The following is a 16,657-nucleotide window of genomic DNA, read 5'->3' on the forward strand; positions in this document are numbered from 1 at the left end:
TGAGGCCTATCGCCACAGGCAGGGCCTCGTCTTGGCGACGTCCCGAGCCCGCAACGCTCTACACTCATCCGACGCCAGGACGAACATGCCTTTTGCCGTGGCATGCGAAGGATCCGGCGTCCGGTGCCGATCATGGGAAGCAGTTTTTTGTCTGGCAGTTCTTTCACCATCCTCATCGTCGACGGCCGGCCGGACAGCCTGGCCCGCTTGAGCGACCTGTTGATGCCGCATTACCAAGTGGTGGCTGCCGACTCCGCCGCCGCGGCCTTGCGCATCGCGGCCCTGGAGCCCCGTCCGCAGTTGCTGCTCATCGACGGCGCTTTGCCGCACGGGCAGGCGCACGAGTTGCTCGCCCGGCTGCGCGTGGACCCGGCCACGGCGACCATCCCCATCGTCTACATCGCCGACAGTGCCGAAGAGGAGCTGCAGGCCTTCGAAGCCGGCGCGGCCGACTGCCTGCTCAAGCCGCTGGCCGCACCCGTGGTGCAGGCGCGCCTGCGTGCCCAGGCCACGCTGCACCAGGCGCGCCAGGTGCTGCACCAGCACGATGCCTGGCTGGAAGCGCAGGTGGCCCGCCGCCTTGCCGAGGACGAGGCCATACAGGCTGCCAGCATCCGGGCGCTGGCCTACGTTGCCGAGAACCGCGACGCCAAGACGGGCAACCACCTGCTGCGCATCCAGGGCTACATCGGCGAGCTGGCCCATTGCCTGGCGCACCGACCCAAGTTCCGCGACCTGCTGAGCCGGCGCTACATCGAGATGATGGTGCGCAGCTCCCCGCTGTACGACATCGGCAAGGTCAGCATCCCGGACGCCATCCTGCAAAAGCCCGGACGCCTCACGCCCGAGGAGTGGGAAATCATCAAGACCCACGCCACGCTGGGCGCCAAGGCCATCGAGCGCGCCGAGCGCGATGCCCATTGCCCGGCCGACTTCCTCGTTCTGGCCAAGGAAATCGCCCGCTGGCACCACGAGAAATGGGACGGGTCGGGCTACCCCGACGGCCTGGTGGGCGACGCCATCCCGCTGCCGGCACGGCTCATGGCCATTTCCGACGTGTTCGACGCCATGATCTCCAACCGCGCCTACAAGCCGGCCATGGCTTACGAAAAGGCCCGCGGCGTCATCGCCGCGCGCCGGGGCCGGCATTTCGACCCCGACGTGGCCGACGCGTTCGACAGCTGCTTCGACCGCATGGTCACGATCGCCGAGCGCTACCAGGACGAGGCCGAGCACGCCCTGCGGCTGGGTTTCCCCAGCACCGAGCGCTTCGGCGGCGCGCGCCCGGACCACCTGGCCATTTGAGCCGGCTGAGCCGGCAGCCGCGCGGCCCGCCGCTGCGGGCTGGCCGGCTGCCGCCACAGCCTCACACCATCGGCGGCTCCGTCTGCCGCTGCCACGCCCGGTGCAGCGCAATGCGGCGGATGAACTCCTCGCCCGCCTGGGCCACCTGATCGTCCGGCACAAACAGCAAGCCCGGGTCGCCCTCGTCCTCCGGCAACGTCGTCACGCCGGCGGCCTGCAGCAGCGTTGCCGCCCCTGTGGGCACCAGCAGGGGCTTGCAGTGCCGGTACTGCTGCTGCACGAACTCCACCGCCAACCCGTCGGCGGCCATGGTGGCCGCGGCGCCGGCGCCCGCGGGCAGCATCACCGCGTCGAACAGCACGCTGGGCGCGGCTTCCATGGTCACCTCCACCGGCAGTGCGTCGCCGCTGCTGCTTTGCACCGAGCCCAGCTTGGCGCCCACGTAGCGCGGCACGGCGCCGGCCTGCACCAGCGCCTGGTACACCGCCTCCAGCGCGGCGCCATCCACGCCGTCGCCCACCAGCAGCGCCACGCGACGCGCCAGGATGCGCCCGTCGCCCGGCCGCGCCAGCAGCGACAGGGCAGGGGAGATGCTCACCTCCGGCGACGCCACCGGCGGCCGCGCCGCGGGCAGCGGCTCGGGCAGGCTGGTCATGCCCAGGTCCTGCGCCACCACGGTGGCCAGGTTCTCGTCGATGTTGCGCAGCATGGCCACAATGCGCTCGCGTATGGCCGGCGTCTGCACCCGCGTGAGCTCGAAGCGCAGCGCCCGCGCGATGTGGTAGCGCTCCACCGGGCTTTGGCTCGCGTAGAACAACTGCGCCTGCGTGTAGTGGTCGGCAAATTTCTCCGGCTTGGCGCGCAGCTTCGTGGGTTCGGCCGTGGCCTGTTGCTCCAGCAACTTCTCGGCGAAAGACGTGAAGCCCTGCGCCGCGCCCGCCTGGTGCGGGCAGCCGCCGGCCAGCGAGTTCGGGTCGTAGGCCACGCGGCCGCGGAAGATGCCGTGCTGGTGGAAGCCGTCGCGCTGGTTGTTGTGCACCTGCGCCACCGGCGCGTTGATGGGGATGAGGTGGAAGTTGGGCCCGCCCAGCCGCGAGAGCTGCGTGTCCAGGTAGGAGAAGTTGCGCCCCTGCAGCAGCGGGTCGTTGGTGAAGTCGATGCCCGGCACCACATGCTGCGTGCAGAAGGCCACCTGCTCCGTCTCGCCGAAGAAATAGTCGGGGTTGCGGTCCAGCACCATGCGGCCCACGGTGCGCAGCGGCACCAGCTCCTCCGGCACGATCTTGGTGGCGTCCAGCACGTCGAAGCTCCAGCCCGCAGCCTGCTCCTCGGTGAAGGTCTGAATCTGCAGCAGGTATTCGGGGAAGGCGCCGCCTTCGATCGCTTCCCACAGGTCGCGGCGGTGGAAGTCGGGGTCCGCGCCGTTGATCTTCACGGCCTCGTCCCAGTCCAGCGAGTGCGTACCCGGCACCGGCGACCAGTGGAACTTCACCAGCGTGGCCTGGCCCTGGGCATTGACGAAGCGGAAGGTGTGCACGCCAAAGCCCTGCATGGTGCGGTAGCTGCGCGGGATGGCGCGGTCGCTCATTTGCCACATCACCATGTGGGCCGACTCCGGCGTGAGGCCGATGAAATCCCAGAACGTGTCATGCGCGCTGGAAGCCTGCGGCATGGCGTGGTGGGGCTCGGGCTTCACGGCGTGCACCAGGTCCGGGAACTTCATCGCGTCCTGGATGAAGAACACCGGGATGTTGTTGCCCACCAGATCCCAGTTGCCCTCGTCGGTATAGAACTTCACCGCGAAGCCGCGCACGTCGCGCACCGCGTCGGCACTGCCGCGCTCGCCGGCCACGGTGGAAAAGCGCACGAACACCGGCGTCTTCTTGCCCACGGCCGCGAAGGGCGCGGCACGGGTGAGGTCGGTGATGTCCTCGGTGCACTCGAAGTAGCCGTGCGCGGCGGAGCCGCGGGCGTGGACCACGCGCTCCGGAATGCGCTCGTGGTCGAAGTGCGTGATCTTCTCGCGCAGGATGAAGTCTTCCAGCAGCGTCGGCCCGCGCTCGCCCAAGCGCAGCGAATGCTGGTTGTCGGCCACGGGCACGCCCTGGTTGGTGGTGATGTGGCGGCCGCCGGAATCGATCCGGTGCTTCTGCAGCGGGACGATGTTGAGGTTGTTGCCCGGCTCGGCCTTGGAGCCGTTCTTGGGCGAAGTGTTGTCCTCGGTGATGGTGCTGCCCGTGGCGTCGAGGTTGTCCGGCGCGGCATGCACGCCCGCAGGCGCCGGCATGGCTTGGCCGCCCTGGACGTACTCGGCCGGCTTGTTGGCGTTGTGCGGCAGCGCGGCCGAGAGCGCCTGCGTGGCGTCGTACTTGGCTTCGAGCCGGTCGGCGACGGCGAGGTTGCGCACGGCGTCGTTGTCGCTGCTGGTGCCGCTGCCCAGCGCGGTGGCGGCGCGCTCCAGCAGGCTGCGCCGCGTGCGCGCGGCCGGCTTGGATTCGGCCGCCGGTCCCGCCATGGACTGCTTGCCGCTGGCGGTGGTCGTCTTTCTGGCGGCGCCGCTGGACTTGTCAGGCTCGGAGGGCGACTTGGCAGCCGGCGTTTTCTTGGTGGCCATGGGGAGGTTCCTGCATTGGTTGCGTGCGAAGCCCCATGGCAATCGATATTCCTCAGCTTCCAGCCCGAGGTTGAAGCCCCAGCGTCACTTTACATAAGCTGTATTGCACACACTTCACCCACACCAGGCCGATTCGCGCTTCAAACCTCTCTGGGGCGGCTTGAAGCCCGCCACTTGAGGCGGTTCTTGAAGCGCAGGATGGGCTCTTCCATGAACACCCAGGACACCCAGGCGACGAGGACGGATACCAGGCACAGCAGCACGAAACCCACCCAGCTCGTGCCTTCAAAAACACCGCCCGCCATGGGCAGCTTGCGCAGAATTTCCGGCAGGAACATGTGGTACACGAATATGCCGTAGCTGATTTTTCCAATCTGCCTCAACTTGGCATTGCAAAGCCAATCCAGCACCCTGTTGGTACCCGGCTGTGCCGCCGCAAAAACCAAAGCTCCGAAAAACAACGCACCCGCGAACGGATAAAAAACCACACGGGAAATGACTGCCCATGGCAGCGACACTGAAACCGCGAGAAATACGAGGCCGGACGCCAGAAGAAATTTTCGGTTGCAAGCGGTCCGGGTGATGAACGCCAGGCGGCTGTCATTTTCAGCCTGCGCGAGCAAGGCGCCCATCGTCAGGCTGACCAGGTTGCCCGGCAGGAGCACGGTTGACAAAGGGCTCCACCCCATCGAGAAAACCGCCAACCTGTAAATCAGCGTGATCACGAAGCACAGCAGTATGACGGGTACAAGGCGGTGGCGGGGCAAGGCCACGGCCACGAAAAACCACAGCAGATAAAACTGCTCTTCGGTACACAGACTCCAGAAATGGTCGGCCCCTGTGCCCCAATGGCCACTCAGGCCAATTTTCAGATTGGTCAGGTACAAGCCATGGACCAGCCAATTTTCCCTCATGCCGGGCAAGCCCAGGAGTGCCGCAAGGCCTATGGCAACAAAAAATGGCGGGGTCAACCGCAAGAAGCGCCGCCAATAAAACTGGACTGCAGATTCCATCAGCGAAGACCGGCTCTCCGCATACTTGATGAGTATTCTGGTAATCAAATAACCGCTCAACACGAAAAACAAGGTAACGCCCGCGCCGCCGGGACTGAGATTTCGAATGGCGCCGAATGGAATAAAATGCTCTACGAGTACCGCCATCACCGCAATGGCCCGCAAGCCATCGAGCCTAGGCATATACTCCAAGGAAGAATCACCCCTGGATTCATTGTGACCCATCAACTCCCCCCTATCGTCTTGATTTTATAAACCGTTTTTGCCAGGCTCGATCAAATCGCGAGCCGGCACAAACAAATTATGATTGCCTCATGCTCGCGGCATTGCAAGAAAATTACCCTTTGAGCCAGGGAGGAAGCCTCCCCACCGGGACTGGGTATCAACCCCATCCATATATCTGCGCAGAGCAAAGTGAAAAATGACTAAAACTTCGGATCCTGTCGCCTCAGACAATATTCCGCTTCAGAGCCGACCCCGCCCAGGCACCGTGCCCGCGCGCAGGCGGGTGAGCTGACACGCTCACGCCGCCTGGCGGCATGCGTCATGTCAGCGCAGCCGTATCGGCGCTGGCGTGGGCTGACTGTCCGGCGTGCCCGCGGGGGCGGGGGCCGGCGTGCCTGCGGGCGTTGCACCGCGGCCTGCCGGTGTGGCCGGCGTGCTGCCCCGGTCGCCACCGCTCTTGCCGCCGAGGATGGCCGCGATGAGCGCCCCAATGGTCACGGCCGTGATGGCCACGCCCAGCCCGCTGTAGGAGCGCACCGGGACGAGCTTTTCGATGCGCTCCACCCACGCCTGCGTCTGCTGCAACTCTGCCGGCGCGGCCGCCACGGGTTGCGGCGCCTGCGGATGCGCCACAGCCGTGCTGCCGCGCTCCATGGTCACCGGCAGCCAGCGGCCTTGCAGCGAATCCACCTGCACACGCCCGTCGAACACCGTCACCAGCACCGAGCCGCCGGGGCCCGTGCGCACCAGGTAGGCCGTGCCCTTGGCGCCGGCGCGCACGAAGTCGGTCTCCACCGCGAACAGCCCGCGCACCTTCACGAAAAACTCGCCGATTGCCCGCCGCAGCGAGCCGATGTCCGCCGCGCTGCCGGGCCGCATGTAGACCTCGCTGCCGGACGGCCAGCGCACCACAGCGTAGGCGCGCGGGCCGGTTTCCACCCGGTCGCCCGGCATGAGCGCCATGCCGGCCTGCACCGGCAGCGCCGCGCCGCCGCGCCACACCCGCAGCACGGCGCCGGCCTCCTGCGCGCTGGCCAAGCGTTCGCCGTCGATCACGACGCCCGCCAGCACCACCGTGCCGGGTCCACCGCCCAAGGTCTCGCAGCCCGCCAGCGGCAAGAGCGCCAGGGACAGGCTCAGCCACCACAGCAGCCACCGTCGCCAACCCGACATGCGCATCGCACTACTCCCGCGTCATGCGCCGGGCCAAGCCCGCGCCCAAGGCCAGCGCCAGCCAGCCGTAATGCGGCGGCACCAGTTGCTGCTCGCTGCGAAACCACAGCACGCAGCCTAGGCCGAACACCAGCCCAAGCGCCGCCACCGCGGGCCAGGCCCAGCGCCGCCGCGTGCCGCGCAGCAGCGTGGCCACGCCGGCACCGGCCACGGCCAGCGCCAAAAGCATGAGCCACAGCGGCAGGGGCCGCAACGGGCGCACGGCCGCGCCGCGCAGCAGGCCCTCCACCTGCGCCGCCAGCAGCTCCACGCCATAGCGGGTGCCGGCCGGGGTGCGGTGCAAATCCTCATCGCCGCTCATCACGCCCAACAGCACGATGCGCCCGCGCAGCGCCTGCAGCGCCGACGCGTCGCCGCGCAGCACGCCGGCCAGGGACACGCGTGCCGGCGCCGCGGCCCAGGCCGGCACCGCGTAGCCGTCCAGCAACTGGCTGACCACGAAGTCCCCCGCCCGCATCGCGCCGCAGCCCGGCGGCTGGGCCGCGAGCGTCTCGGCGCTGAAGCCCTGCAGCAGCGCCGTGCCGTCGTCGCCCGCACGCGCCACGGGCAGCGACAGCCCCAGCGCGTCCAGCGCCGCCGCCGAGCGCAGCGGCACGCCGCCCGTGAACGCCGCCAGACTGAACGACGGCCACAGCGCCGCCGCAGTGCCCTCGCCCCGCCGCAGCAGCAGCGGCATCAGATAGGCCATGTCCTGCCGCTGCCCCAGGCAGGCCACGCCCCAAGCCGCGTGGGGACGCAGCCGCGCCAGCAGCGCTGGCTCGCCGTACACGTCCAGCCGCTGCACGGCCACCACCACGGGCATGCGCGCCTTGGCGGCGGCCAGGGCGCGCTCCAGCGCCGCGTCCTTGGCGGGGTCGCCCGGCTCCTCGAAGGTCAGGTCCAGCGCCAGCGTGCGGGCGCCGGCCCCGGCCACGCGGCCGACCACGAGCGCAATCCGGTCGCGCCACTGGGCCCCCAGCGGCAAGCCGACGGCGGCGCGCGCCTCGTTGTCCAGCGCCAGCAGCACGACGCCGCCGCTCCACGCCGGCGGCGCGTCGCCCGGCAGCGCGTGGGCAGCGCGCAGCGTCAGCGCCTGCATGCGCGTGTCCAGCCCAAGCAGCTCGAACAGCGCCAGCCAGGCGGCCAGGAACAGCAGCGGGCTCAGCAGCGCCGCCCAACGGCGCGCACGCCGCTCACGCTGTCCACGCCGCTCCCGGTCGTCGAAGCGCTCGCCCTGCACCGCCTCCACCAGCCGCGCCATGTCGTCGCGCAGCGCGCGGTCGCGCAGCTCGCGCGCGTCCAGCCGGCGCAGCGCGTCGATGTCGGCCGGCAGCGGCTGGTTGGGCAGCCCGGCGCCCCCCACCAGCACGGGCAGCACCCGTATGCCGTCACGCGCACGGCGCGCCAGCGCAGCCTTCACCTCGTGGCGCACCCAGTCGTCGCCGCGGGCGCGTTCCTCGATCAGACGGGTCCAGTGGGGGCCGATGACGACCACCACCACGTCGGCGCGGGCGATGTGCTCGTCGATGACTTGGGCGAAGTCGTCGCCCCAGCCGATGTCGTCGACGTCCATGAAGACGTCGAAATGTTGCGACAGCTCGTTGTTGATCAGCCGCGCATGCGCGGCGCTGTCATCGCGGCGATAGCTGATGAAGACGTTTTGCATCCGCGCCGCGCCGCGGCAGTCGGGCCGGGCGCGGCAAGGAGCATAGGCTTGCGCCGGCGTGCCGCCACCTTGGCCGACATGACCAAAGTGATGCTCGCGGGCCGCCGCCGCGGGCGGCCCTCAGCGGCGGCGGCCACTCAGACCGCCGCGCGCGCGGCCAGCAGCTTGCGTGCCGCGGGGAACACCGCCCCCTCCTCCAACGACACGTGCTCCAGGTACAGCTCGGCGAACACCGCCACGCCCTGACGCAGCACGTCCACTTCGTAGCCGCTGTAGCCGCCGGCCAGGCCCACGAGCTGCGGGCCGATCTCCAGCCAGTCCTCCTCCAGCCAGCCGTGATCCTGCTGCAGGCGCTTGACCTGCTCCACCAGCTCGGCGTCGCCGTGGGCCAGCAGCATGGGGAAGACCTGCTCCTCCTCGTCCTCGTGGTGGCGGCGCGCGGTGAAGCCGAAGAAGCCGCAGATCTCGTCAGCCTGCGCCCGCGTGCGGGCATCGGCGCCCTGCGCCTCGATGCGGTCCAGCAACTCGCGCAGGCCACCCAACTGGCGCAACACCTCGCGGTGCGTCTGGTCCAGCGCGTCCATCGGGTCGATCAGCGGTACCGCGGGCCGTGCGGGCCGCTGTCGGTTGACCGGGGCTTCCATGCGCATCTCCTTGTCTGACGGTTGAAAACCATTGTTGACAAGGCATGCGCCGGCAGTTTGTCGCGCATCAATGCCTGTGCGCGCAACCTCAGGGGCCGCCGGCCCCAACGCCTCAGCCCTTTTCCACGAGCCAGCGCAGGGTGTCGGCCTGCTTGCGCGAATCGTCGGCCTCGGTTTCGGACTGCCGCGCGTGTGCTTCGTCGCCCGCACTGCGGTCGAGCTCGGCGATCTTGCGCAGCAGCTCCTTTTCCTGCAGCGAGCGCACGACCGACCACAGGGCGGTCTCCGTGGCTTCCTGCTGCACGGCGGCCAGCGTGCGCAGCGAGAAGGCGTGCCCGGTGTGGCAGCGGTAGCGCAACGCATCGCCCGTGGCCGCGTGCACCGCCGGCAGCGCGCTTTTGAACGCGCCCACGTGCAGCACCACGCACATGGCGGCGTCGAAATCCGCCAGTAGCGCGGCGGTGAGCGCGCGCAGTGCCCGCACGCCGCCGGCGCGGGCACCCACCACCACGAGGTCGCGTCGGGGCATGGAAGCGTCCTTTGTCAAGATGGCGCAGTCGGCCAATTCGTGTGCCCGCCACAGGTTCCTCAACCACGCCATGCACGAGGAAAATCACGGGCTCAACGCGTGACCCACCCATGCTCCTACCTCCGTCCCCGATCACTCTGCAGCCGGACTTCGTCATCACCGACATCGCCCTGCCCGGCATGGACGGCCAGCAATTGCTGCACGCCTTGCGCGAACGCGAGGGGCTGCGCGCGCTGCCCGTGATTGCGCTCACCGGCGTGGGCCGCCCGGGCAACGCCCGGCGCGCCATCGCGGCAAGCTTTGCCGCACACCTGCGCAAGCCCGTGATGCTGGACAAGCTGCTGCCCACCCTGCGCGAGCTGGCGCCCCAGCGCGAATGAACGGCTGCGCGGGCACAAGGGATGCCCGCAACCCGGCGAAGCAGGACCCCGCTGCATGCAACATGCCACCTGTCCCCCGGCACCTCCGGTGCAAGTCCTGGGCCTTATGGAACCCAGCCGCACAGGCACGCCCTTCAACGGCGCGGCCTGGGCACCCGCCCTGGCGGCGTGAGGTCCGGGCCATGAACCGCAATGCCCTGACACCCGGCCCGCCCTGCGCCGCCGCGGACGAGCGCGCCGCGCGGCACGGGCATTTCGAGGTGCCGGCCCTGGGCCAGCGCAGCCGCGCCGAGCAGATGCTCGCGCAAGACAAGGAGCGGCTGGAGCTGGCGCTGGACGCGGCCCAACTTGGGCTTTGGGAGTGGAGCTTGCGCAGCGGGCGGCTCTGGTTCTCGGAGGCGGTGCTGCGCATCACCGGCCTCACGCGCGAGGCGCTGGAAGCGGACCACGACTGCTGGCGCCACCTGGTGGACCCGCAGGACTTGGAGGCGATCTGGGCCATGGACGAAGCCGCGCGCGAGGGCCGGGGCTTTCATGCCGAATACCGGCTGCTGCGCCCGGATGGCGGCCTGCGTTGGGTGGCCAACGACGCGCGCTGCGTGTGCGACGCCGCCGGCAAGCCCCAGCGCATGGTGGGCACGCTGGCCGACGTCACCGCGCGCAAGCAGGTTGAAGAGGCTTTGCGCCTGGCGCACGACGAGCTGGAGCAGCGGGTGCAGGAGCGCACCGCCGCGCTGGAGCTGGCCAACACGCAACTGGCCAACGAGGTGGCGGAGCGCGGCGCCACGGATGCGCAGATCCGCGAGCTGCTCGACCAGCTCGTCAATGCCGAGGAGGATGAGCGCCGCCGCCTGGCGCGCGAGCTGCACGACTCGCTGGGCCAGCACCTGACCGCGCTCACCCTGGGCCTGCGCGCCGTGCTGGAAGACCCCGCCCTGCCCCGCGCCCTGCGCGAGCGCCTGGCGCAACTGCGCGAGGTCACGCGGCGGCTGGACGACGACGTGGACCGCCTCTCCTACCAGCTTCGCCCCGCGCTGCTGGACGACTTGGGCCTCAACGACGCGCTGCGCGAGCTGGCCAGCAGTTGGGCCGAGGACAGCGGCATTGCCGTGGACCTCCACACCCGCGGCCTGCGCGGGCGGCGCTTTGACGCCGCGCTGGAGACCACCGTGTACCGCGTGGTGCAGGAGGCGCTGACCAACGTGCGCAAGCACGCGCAGGCGTCGCGGGTCGGCCTGATCGTGGAGCTGCAGGACGGCGAGCTGCGCGCCATCGTCGAGGACGACGGCCGAGGCATGGCCGTCGAAGAGGAGCTCCGGCCCCGCGCCGGCCCGGGGCGCCGCCTGGGCATGCGCGGCATGGCCGAGCGCGCCCGCCAGGCCGGCGGGCGGCTGGACTTGGAAACCGAGGCGGGCCAGGGCACCACGGTGTACCTGAGCATCCCGCTGCAACCTGAAGGAAGTTGAAATGCATCTGGTGGAAGGGACAAGTCACCGCTGGCGCGTGCTGCTGGCGGACGACCATGCGGTGCTGCGCGAGGGGCTGGCGATGCTGGTGTCCACGCAGCCGGACATGGAGGTGGTGGCGCAGGCGCGCAGCGGCCGCGAGGCGGTGCAGATGGCGCAAAAGCTCAAGCCCGACGTGGCGGTGCTGGACGTGTCCATGCCGGACGTGGGCGGGGCGGAAGCCGCGGAGCAGATCCACGAGAGCTGTCCCGAGGTGCACGTGCTGGCGCTCACGCGCCACGCCGACCAGGGCTACCTGCGCCGCATGCTGCGCGCGGGCGCGGCCGGCTACGTGGTCAAGCGCGCCGCGGGCGAAGCGCTCATTGGCGCCATCCGCACGGTGGCCGGCGGCGGCACCTACGTGGACCCGAGCATGGCCGGCGCCCTGGTGGCCCGCATGATCCGCAGCCCCGGCCAGGACACCGGCGGCCGCAAGCGCCCGGCGCTGAGCGAGCGCGAGGAACAGGTGCTGCGGCTGATCGCCTGGGGCAAGAGCAACAAGGAAGTCGCCACGCAATTGGGCATCAGCGTCAAGACGGTGGAGTTTTACAAGGCCGGGGCGCTGGAGAAACTGCAATTGCGCACGCGCACCGACATATTGCGGCATGCGCTGGCGGAGAAATGGTTGAGCGAGGAGGACGATCCGGAATAAGCTGGCAAAGCGAACAGTCAACATAAAGGGGTCGATGGCGGCCCCTTTTATTTTATGTCCACAGATATATGACAAAGAAATAAAAATAACCCATCGGCAATTGGTAATTGGCAATTTCGCTGCCTATATCCAAAGCACTATTTCAAAAGACACTCTATTTTTGACGCCAGCCTAAGCCGTTAAGCCGCGATCTCTGCGCACTGCTGTCCGGGGAAAACAGAGAAGGACTCCGCATCCCGTCAGCTCAGGCGCCTCTCCCTATTCACCGCCATGCCCGCGAAAGCGGGCATCCACGAACGCCGAGGTGGGGCTTTCGAACGGCGTCACGCAGAGCCAACGCCAGCGCGCCAGCACCCCGGCAGGCGTGGATACCCGCTTTCGCGGGTATGACGGATGAGGGCGCGAAGTGCCTTGGCTCACGGGGCGCCAACGGCGGCCGGTTTCCCCGGACAGCCAAGCGCGCAGGCGAGGACCCAGGCGGCCCCACGCCGGAGCAAAGAAAATCAGCAAGCGCCGCGCGTCGGAATACGGAAAATATTGAGGCATAGGCATATGCCTGTGTTTTTGCGAATCCACCTTTAAATGTTATTGAGCCACCACCGGCACCGCAGCGCTCGTAGGTCCGGCAGGAGCCGTCCACCAGCAAGGCCTGCGCCTCGGAGCGCTTGGTTCCAGCGACGTCCAACACGGCGGGTGCCGCCACCAGCGGGCGGCTCTACGCGCTGCCGGCGCTCAGGCGTGTATGGCCTGCGTGTCCTCGCTGACCGTGCTGCCGCCAGCACCGCGCCGAGGCGATGCGGGCGCGGGCCGGCTCAGCCGGACGCAGCGTCGTTGACACCGCCGCGCACTTCGTCCTCGCCGGAGCGGCGCAGCGGCTCTCGTCCGCCGGGGCCGCTGGCGTCGCGCCCGCCCACGGTGCCGGCGCCGGTGTCGCGCGTGCCACCACCGACCACGGCGCCGTCTCCGTCGCTGCGCACTTCAGGCGACACCGCGTCCGGCGACACGGGATTGAGCTGGCCCACTTCCTCAGGGCCGGCGGGGTGGCGCTCGCCGAGGGCCTCGTCGTCATGGGCGGCGGTATTGCGGGGGTCGGCCATGGCAGTCCTTTCACATCAATGGGTTTGCCAACAGCCGGCAAGGCCGGTGCCCGTGGCGGCGGGGCACTCGCGCTCGCACGGTCAGCCGCTCAGCGCAGCAGGCAGTTCTCGTCCGGCTGCGGCAGCGCGGGCAGCGGGTCGCCCAACAGCTCGCGCAGGTTGGATTCGATGCCCACCACCATCGCGTCCAGCGCCAGGTCGTTGGGCTGCACGCCGAAGGGCTCCTCGATTTCGTCGCTCAGCGACTCCAGCGCGAAGAACGTGTAGGAAACGAAGCCCACCACCAGCGGCGTCATCCAGCCTATGGAATCGACCAGGCCGAAGGGCAGCAGGAAGCAGTAGCAGTAGGCGCTGCGGTGCAGGATGACGGAATAGGTGAAGGGCAGCGGCGTGCCGGCAATGCGCTCGCAGCCTCCCAACAGGCCCATGAGCCGGTCCAGCGACTGCTCCATCACCATGGCCAGCGCCGGCTGCAGCCGCTCCTGCGCGCGCCAGTCCTGCAACTGCCGGCCCAGCCACAGCCCAACGCCCTGCGGCGCGTGGCGCAACCCCGGCAGCCGCGCCACCAGCGCGGCGGGCAGCAGCGCGTGCAGGCCGCTGTCGGCCGGCATCACGCGCAACTGGTTGCGCATGGAGACGGCAAAACCGGCCAGGCCCAGGACGAAGGCGCGCACGTCGGCTTCCACGTCGCCGGGCGCCGCGGGCGTGGGCTCGGCATCGGCCGGCCCGGGCACGACGCGCACCGCCGGCGCGATGACGGTGAGCGCCTGGCGGGCGAGGTTGCGCGTCTCGATCAGCACGCCCCCCCAGAGCTTGCGCGCCTCCCAGTAGCGGTCGTAGCTGGCGTTGATGCGAAAGCCCAGGAAGATGGCCAGCGACACGCCCATGAGCGAGAACGGCGCGGCGGTGAGCGTGACCTTCCAGTGGAACAGCGTGCCGTGCGCCGCCACCACGGCGAAGGACAGCGCATAGACGAACAGCAGTTGGCCGGCGATGCGCGGCATCAGCGAGCCGCGGCGGGCGAAGAGCAGGCCAAACCAGCTCGGACGGGGGCGGACGATCATGCGGGGTCCAGTCCTTGACCGGGAACGTCAAACGAAAAAGCCCGGCGGCATCCTCAAAGGAGCCGTCGGGTCTGAACCCGCGGCACGCTGCCGCGGGCTGGAGGCATCGACGAGCAGCGGCTGTGCCGGGGCTCAAGCCTTGGGCAGGCCGCCCATGCGCTCGCCGGCCTGGGCCTGCAGGTGCCAGTTGAACGCTTCCTGCAGCAGGTGGGGCGTGTGGCGGCCGCTGCCGCTTTCCAGCGCGCGGCGCACGTAGTCGCGCAGCAGCGGCTTGTAGTCGGGGTGGGCGCAGTTTTCGATGACGAGCTGCGAGCGCTGCTTGGGCGAGAGGCCGCGCAGGTCGGCCAGGCCCTGCTCGGTGACGATGACCTGCACGTCGTGCTCGGTGTGGTCCACGTGCGAGGCCATGGGGACGATGCAGGAGATGGCGCCGTTCTTGGCCGTGGAGGGCGTCATGAAGATGGACAGCCAGGCGTTGCGCGCGAAGTCGCCGGAGCCGCCGATGCCGTTCATGATGCGCGTGCCGTGCACGTGGGTGGAGTTGACGTTGCCGTAGATGTCGGCCTCGATCATCCCGTTCATGGCGATCACGCCCAGGCGGCGGACGATCTCCGGGTGGTTGGAGATCTCCTGCGGGCGCAGGACGATGCGGCTGCGGTAGAAGTCCAGCTCGCGCTCGAACTCGGCCAGCGCTTGGGCGCCCAGCGACAGCGCGGTGGCCGAGGCCGAGCGCAGCTTGCCGCTCTTGAGCAGGGCCAGCATGCCGTCCTGCAGCACCTCGGTGTAGGCGGTCAGATTGTCGAAGGGCGCGTCCTGCAGCCCGGCCATCACGGCGTTGGCGATGTTGCCCACGCCGGACTGCAGCGGCAGCAGCTCGCGCGGCAGCCGCCCCTTCTTCACCTCGTGCTGCAAGAATTCGATGATGTGGCCGGCAATGCGGCGCGAGGCGTCGTCCACCAGGGAGAACTTGGTGTCGCGGTCGGGGGCGTTGGTCTGCACCACGGCCACGACCTTGGCCGGGTCGCAGCGGTAGTAGGCCTCGCCGATGCGGTCGTCCGGACGCACCAGCGGGATGGGCATGCGCTGCGGCGGCAAGTGGGTGCCGTAGTAGATGTCGTGCATGCCTTCGAGGTCCGGCGACGCGGCGTTGACCTCCAGGATCACGCGGTCGGCCTGGTCCAGCCAGGTCTTGTTGTTGCCGATGGAGGCGGCGGGGACGAGGCGGCCGTCCTCCAGGATGCCGGCCACCTCCACCACGGCCACGTCCAGGTGGCCGATGAAGCCGGACCACACGAACTGCGCCACGTGCGAGAGGTGGATGTCCAGGTACTCCATGCGGCCGGCGTTGATGCGCTCGCGGCACACGGGGTCGGATTGATAAGGCAGGCGCAGCTCGATGCCGTCCACCTGGGCCAGCGCCGCGTCCAGCTCCGGCGCGGTGGAGGCGCCGGTCCACACGCCGACCTTGAAGGGCTCGCCGTCGCGGTGCGCCTGCGCGATGCGCCGCGCCAGCGCCGCCGGCACGGCCTTGGGGTGGCCCGTGCCGGTGAAGCCGCTCATGCCCACGTTGTCGCCGGGCCGTATCAGCGCGGCGGCCGCGTCGGCGGACATCAGGCGTTGGCGCAAGAGAGGGTTCAGCACGCGGCTCGGTTCGGTCATGGTGGGTCGTTGGAAGCGGAAGTGCGCTGGGCACGAAGGCGGTGTGACTGTAGGTAACACCTTGAGCGCGGACAAACGAGCTTTGGTGAGCCTATGAATTAGCCATACTTAAGCATGGCTTTTTCCTCCTTGCCTTCTTCGTCCCGCCTGCCCCCGCTGCCCCTGCTGCGCACCTTCGAGGCCGCCGCGCGGCACCTGAGCTTTACCAAGGCGGCGCAGGAGCTGCACGTCACGCCCGCGGCGGTGAGCCAGCAGATCAAGGCGCTGGAGGAATCGCTGGGCGTGGCGCTGTTCCAGCGCCTCACGCGCGCGCTGCGGCTGACGGACGCGGGCGCGGCGCTGCTGCCGGGCGTGACGGAGGCTTTCAACTGCCTCACCGCCGCGGTGGAGCGGGTGCGCGCGCCGGCCGCCGCGACGCTGGACTTGGCCGCGCCGCCCTCCTTCGCCAGCCACTGGCTGGTGCCGCGGCTGGACGACTTCTGCCGCCGCCACCCCGCCATCGAGCTGCGCCTGTCCAGCGGGCTGGACGCCGTGGAGCACGGCGGCGAGGCGACGGCGCTGCAGCGGCTGCGCGCGCTGGCCGGCGACGGGGTGAACCACGTGGCCATCCTGTTCGGCACCGGCAGCCACCCCGGCTGGCACGTGGATACCCTTTTCACCCCGCACTACCTGCCGGTCTGCGCGCCGGCATTGGCGCAGGGCCTGCGCGAGCCGGCGGACGTGCTGGCGGCCACGCTCATTCACGACGAAACCCTGGCCGGCGCCGGGACGCTGGGTTTTGGATGGCCGCAGTGGCTGCAGGCCGCGGGCGTGCGCGGCACCGCACCCGCTCGGCAGACGCGGCGCTTTGCCAACGGCGTGCTCGCCATGGAAGCCGCGCGCGCCGGCCAGGGCGTGGCGCTGGCCGCGCGCGAGATGGTCGCGTCGCACTTGGCGGCCGGCACGCTGGTGGCGCCTTTCGCGCTCAGCGTGGAAGCCCCCTTCTGCTACTGCCTGGTGGCCCCTGAAACCATCGCGGCGCGGGCGGACGTGAAGGCGTTGCGGGAGTGGCTGACGGGGCAGGCCGGCCAGCAGCCTTGAGCGCTGGCCGGC

14 protein-coding genes are annotated in these 16,657 nt (G+C 69.6%); 5 read left to right on the forward strand and 9 right to left on the reverse strand.

Annotated features, from left to right (window positions below):
* Positions 1 to 147: 147 nt before the first annotated feature.
* The gene (locus SM757_RS17560) at positions 148 to 1,305 is read left to right on the forward strand and encodes an HD-GYP domain-containing protein (protein ID WP_238455948.1); all 1,158 of its coding nucleotides are present in this window, start codon (positions 148 to 150) and stop codon (positions 1,303 to 1,305) included.
* 61 nt (positions 1,306 to 1,366) lie between these two features.
* On the opposite strand, the gene SM757_RS17565 is transcribed toward SM757_RS17560, so the two are convergent.
* From SM757_RS17565 to SM757_RS17590, 6 genes are all read right to left on the reverse strand, one after another.
* Positions 1,367 to 3,919, reverse strand: coding sequence for a catalase (locus SM757_RS17565; protein ID WP_322466471.1), 2,553 nt, complete (start codon positions 3,917 to 3,919; stop codon positions 1,367 to 1,369).
* A gap of 140 nt (positions 3,920 to 4,059) precedes the next feature.
* On the reverse strand, positions 4,060 to 5,115 hold the full coding sequence (locus tag SM757_RS17570; protein WP_322466472.1) for an acyltransferase family protein: 1,056 nt from the start codon (positions 5,113 to 5,115) through the stop codon (positions 4,060 to 4,062).
* Between the two features lie 366 nt (positions 5,116 to 5,481).
* Entirely contained in the window at positions 5,482 to 6,336 is an 855-nt protein-coding gene (locus tag SM757_RS17575; protein WP_322466473.1) for a FecR domain-containing protein, read from the reverse strand.
* A gap of 4 nt (positions 6,337 to 6,340) precedes the next feature.
* The gene (locus SM757_RS17580; protein ID WP_322466474.1) at positions 6,341 to 8,035 is read right to left on the reverse strand and encodes a CHASE2 domain-containing protein; all 1,695 of its coding nucleotides are present in this window, start codon (positions 8,033 to 8,035) and stop codon (positions 6,341 to 6,343) included.
* Positions 8,036 to 8,172: 137 nt separating this feature from the next.
* Complete coding sequence (locus SM757_RS17585; RefSeq protein WP_322466475.1) at positions 8,173 to 8,679, reverse strand: hemerythrin domain-containing protein; 507 nt, start codon at positions 8,677 to 8,679, stop codon at positions 8,173 to 8,175.
* A gap of 112 nt (positions 8,680 to 8,791) precedes the next feature.
* Entirely contained in the window at positions 8,792 to 9,208 is a 417-nt protein-coding gene (locus tag SM757_RS17590) for a hypothetical protein (RefSeq protein ID WP_322466476.1), read from the reverse strand.
* 110 nt (positions 9,209 to 9,318) lie between these two features.
* On the opposite strand from SM757_RS17590, the gene SM757_RS17595 reads away from it, so the two are divergent.
* The 3 genes from SM757_RS17595 (at position 9,319) to SM757_RS17605 (ending at position 11,745) form a co-directional block, all read left to right on the forward strand.
* Positions 9,319 to 9,588: a response regulator gene (locus SM757_RS17595; RefSeq protein WP_322466477.1), complete on the forward strand. Its 270-nt coding sequence runs from the start codon at positions 9,319 to 9,321 to the stop codon at positions 9,586 to 9,588.
* 182 nt (positions 9,589 to 9,770) lie between these two features.
* Positions 9,771 to 11,054, forward strand: coding sequence for a PAS domain-containing sensor histidine kinase (locus tag SM757_RS17600; RefSeq protein WP_322466478.1), 1,284 nt, complete (start codon positions 9,771 to 9,773; stop codon positions 11,052 to 11,054).
* Between the two features lies 1 nt (position 11,055).
* On the forward strand, positions 11,056 to 11,745 hold the full coding sequence (locus tag SM757_RS17605; RefSeq protein ID WP_322466479.1) for a response regulator transcription factor: 690 nt from the start codon (positions 11,056 to 11,058) through the stop codon (positions 11,743 to 11,745).
* A gap of 812 nt (positions 11,746 to 12,557) precedes the next feature.
* Here the strand turns inward: SM757_RS17605 and SM757_RS17610 are convergent.
* The 3 genes from SM757_RS17610 to SM757_RS17620 all read right to left on the reverse strand — a co-directional run bounded on the left by SM757_RS17610 (position 12,558) and on the right by SM757_RS17620 (position 15,565).
* Positions 12,558 to 12,842 (reverse strand): hypothetical protein, encoded by a 285-nt coding sequence (locus SM757_RS17610; RefSeq protein ID WP_322466480.1) that lies wholly within the window; start codon positions 12,840 to 12,842, stop codon positions 12,558 to 12,560.
* Between the two features lie 89 nt (positions 12,843 to 12,931).
* The gene (locus SM757_RS17615; RefSeq protein WP_322466481.1) at positions 12,932 to 13,906 is read right to left on the reverse strand and encodes a bestrophin family protein; all 975 of its coding nucleotides are present in this window, start codon (positions 13,904 to 13,906) and stop codon (positions 12,932 to 12,934) included.
* 132 nt (positions 13,907 to 14,038) lie between these two features.
* Entirely contained in the window at positions 14,039 to 15,565 is a 1,527-nt protein-coding gene (locus SM757_RS17620) for an acetyl-CoA hydrolase/transferase family protein (RefSeq protein WP_322466482.1), read from the reverse strand.
* Positions 15,566 to 15,679: 114 nt separating this feature from the next.
* Here SM757_RS17620 and SM757_RS17625 point away from each other — a divergent pair, with 114 nt between their 5' ends.
* Positions 15,680 to 16,645 (forward strand): LysR substrate-binding domain-containing protein, encoded by a 966-nt coding sequence (locus SM757_RS17625; protein WP_322466483.1) that lies wholly within the window; start codon positions 15,680 to 15,682, stop codon positions 16,643 to 16,645.
* Positions 16,646 to 16,657: the final 12 nt, after the last annotated feature.

This window comes from Azohydromonas lata, from assembly GCF_034427735.1.
GTDB lineage: Bacteria > Pseudomonadota > Gammaproteobacteria > Burkholderiales > Burkholderiaceae_C > Azohydromonas > Azohydromonas lata.

Coding starts and splice junctions, on each gene's coding strand:
- SM757_RS17565 (WP_322466471.1), bottom strand. CDS start 3,919: ATGGCCACCAAGAAAACGCCGGCTGCCAAGTCGCCCTCCGAGCCTGAC.
- SM757_RS17570 (WP_322466472.1), bottom strand. CDS start 5,115: ATGCCTAGGCTCGATGGCTTGCGGGCCATTGCGGTGATGGCGGTACTC.
- SM757_RS17575 (WP_322466473.1), bottom strand. CDS start 6,336: ATGCGCATGTCGGGTTGGCGACGGTGGCTGCTGTGGTGGCTGAGCCTG.
- SM757_RS17580 (WP_322466474.1), bottom strand. CDS start 8,035: ATGCAAAACGTCTTCATCAGCTATCGCCGCGATGACAGCGCCGCGCAT.
- SM757_RS17585 (WP_322466475.1), bottom strand. CDS start 8,679: ATGGAAGCCCCGGTCAACCGACAGCGGCCCGCACGGCCCGCGGTACCG.
- SM757_RS17590 (WP_322466476.1), bottom strand. CDS start 9,208: ATGCCCCGACGCGACCTCGTGGTGGTGGGTGCCCGCGCCGGCGGCGTG.
- SM757_RS17595 (WP_322466477.1), top strand. CDS start 9,319: ATGCTCCTACCTCCGTCCCCGATCACTCTGCAGCCGGACTTCGTCATC.
- SM757_RS17600 (WP_322466478.1), top strand. CDS start 9,771: ATGAACCGCAATGCCCTGACACCCGGCCCGCCCTGCGCCGCCGCGGAC.
- SM757_RS17605 (WP_322466479.1), top strand. CDS start 11,056: ATGCATCTGGTGGAAGGGACAAGTCACCGCTGGCGCGTGCTGCTGGCG.
- SM757_RS17610 (WP_322466480.1), bottom strand. CDS start 12,842: ATGGCCGACCCCCGCAATACCGCCGCCCATGACGACGAGGCCCTCGGC.
- SM757_RS17615 (WP_322466481.1), bottom strand. CDS start 13,906: ATGATCGTCCGCCCCCGTCCGAGCTGGTTTGGCCTGCTCTTCGCCCGC.
- SM757_RS17620 (WP_322466482.1), bottom strand. CDS start 15,565: ATGACCGAACCGAGCCGCGTGCTGAACCCTCTCTTGCGCCAACGCCTG.
- SM757_RS17625 (WP_322466483.1), top strand. CDS start 15,680: ATGGCTTTTTCCTCCTTGCCTTCTTCGTCCCGCCTGCCCCCGCTGCCC.